The organism is Enterobacter cloacae complex sp. P6RS (assembly GCF_014982245.1).
In the GTDB taxonomy this organism is placed as follows: Bacteria; Pseudomonadota; Gammaproteobacteria; order Enterobacterales; family Enterobacteriaceae; genus Enterobacter; species Enterobacter bugandensis.
On sequence record NZ_JADCLB010000037.1, the window covers coordinates 1 to 1,479 of the forward strand.

Below are 1,479 nucleotides of genomic sequence, written 5' to 3' on the forward strand. Positions count from 1 at the left end.
TATTTTCATATAGGCAAGTTCAGCTTCTTCCTTCTCTTCATAAGTATTTAATAACTGCATAAACATGTCCCCTTACGCACTATAATATAAAAATTTTCAATAAATTAAAAATTAGCCGCAATATTAACATTGCTACATTGTCTAATATATATTTTCTGCAATTGAAGAAGCGTTGTTGCACTTCTCTAATGCCAAACTTTTAGGTATAAAAATATCATTTGCCGCGATAAGAAGTTCTGTCCCAACCTTTTTCTCAGCTGCGGAATAATTTAAAGTATACAAATACTGACTATACTCAGCATAAATTTCCCTGATTTCCTTCGCATTATCATATGTTAATATCCAAGGATGTTTGATCTCTGAAATAGCCTCATATACTGTTTTATGATCCTCAGCATTGTAGAAATTCGTATATAAAAAAGATCCCTTATCAAAATAAGGCGGGTCAATACAAAACATAGATTTTTCAGGTAAAAAAACATCCATAGTTTTGATAAAATCAATAGCATCCATATTATAGACATGAATCCTATGTTTATATTTGTTTATTCTTTTTATTTTATCTATCAATTTTTTTTTATTAAATCTACAATCTAATGCGTACTTTCCTTTTTGCTCAAATCCACCAATAACTCCAGCTTTTAAAATAATACCTGATCTGTTAGTTCTATTTAAGAAAAAAGTTGAAAAACCTAAATTGAATACATCGCATTTATTCTTATCATTTTGGAGTTCTCTTTGTCTATACCATTCATCTATTGTCACATCAGTATCGTTAATTTTTTCGATAAAATCCTGCGTATTATTTAATATGCTATACCAAAAAGCCCATATCGAACGGTCGAGATCGTTCAAATGAATTTCATGAATATGTTGATTAAACATTAAAGACAAAGCCAGCCCACAACCTCCAGCGTAAGGTTCAGCGTAATGCCCACCGTTAATATCGTTTGAGCGTATTATCGCCGAGACCATACCTTGGATTCCTGTTTTCCCTCCTGGGTATCTTAGCGGTGAAGGTGTGGCTGACATATATTCTCCCATTAAATGTTTATAGGCAAAGGAATAATGTATTGTAAGATATTTTACGCTTCATGGCCAGAGTTTTGGATAAATATTTTACTTAGCATGAACATAAGAATATGAGAAATATTATCCCAATGAACCTTTAATGCTTTAGGATCAGGATAAAATCCTCCATGCGCATTTGCTCCAAGAGTCTTTGGAGAAAGAGGATTCGTAGTGTCCGTTTGAACCCTTTTTAAGGCTTCAAGTGCTTTCTTTTCATTTTTGTTGAGATGCACTTTATTCTCTTCAATTTTCTTTATGATTTTATCCATAACAACATGTTCTGGCATTTTTTCAGGATAATTCCCATATAATTTTTCATATGTTAAACAATATACGTTTTCAAGAAATACACGACAAACAACAGCAGAGGCTAAAGTATATTCAGAGCAGTCAAGGGTCCTCAGTTCA

2 protein-coding genes are annotated in these 1,479 nt (G+C 32.3%); both read right to left on the reverse strand.

Translation table 11 applies throughout. From position 1 onward, the window contains the following. Positions 1-141 precede the first annotated feature (141 nt). On the reverse strand, positions 142-1,032 hold the full coding sequence (locus INF73_RS21100; protein WP_193542885.1) for a DNA adenine methylase: 891 nt from the start codon (positions 1,030-1,032) through the stop codon (positions 142-144). A gap of 53 nt (positions 1,033-1,085) precedes the next feature. Continuing rightward, positions 1,086-1,479, reverse strand: a 394-nt coding sequence (locus INF73_RS21105; protein WP_193547313.1) for a hypothetical protein, incomplete at its 5' end; no start/stop codon positions are given.

What these genes read in the sequence shown, in the direction of transcription:
- INF73_RS21100 (WP_193542885.1), bottom strand. Translation starts at nt 1,032, where the DNA reads ATGTCAGCCACACCTTCACCGCTAAGATACCCAGGAGGGAAAACAGGA.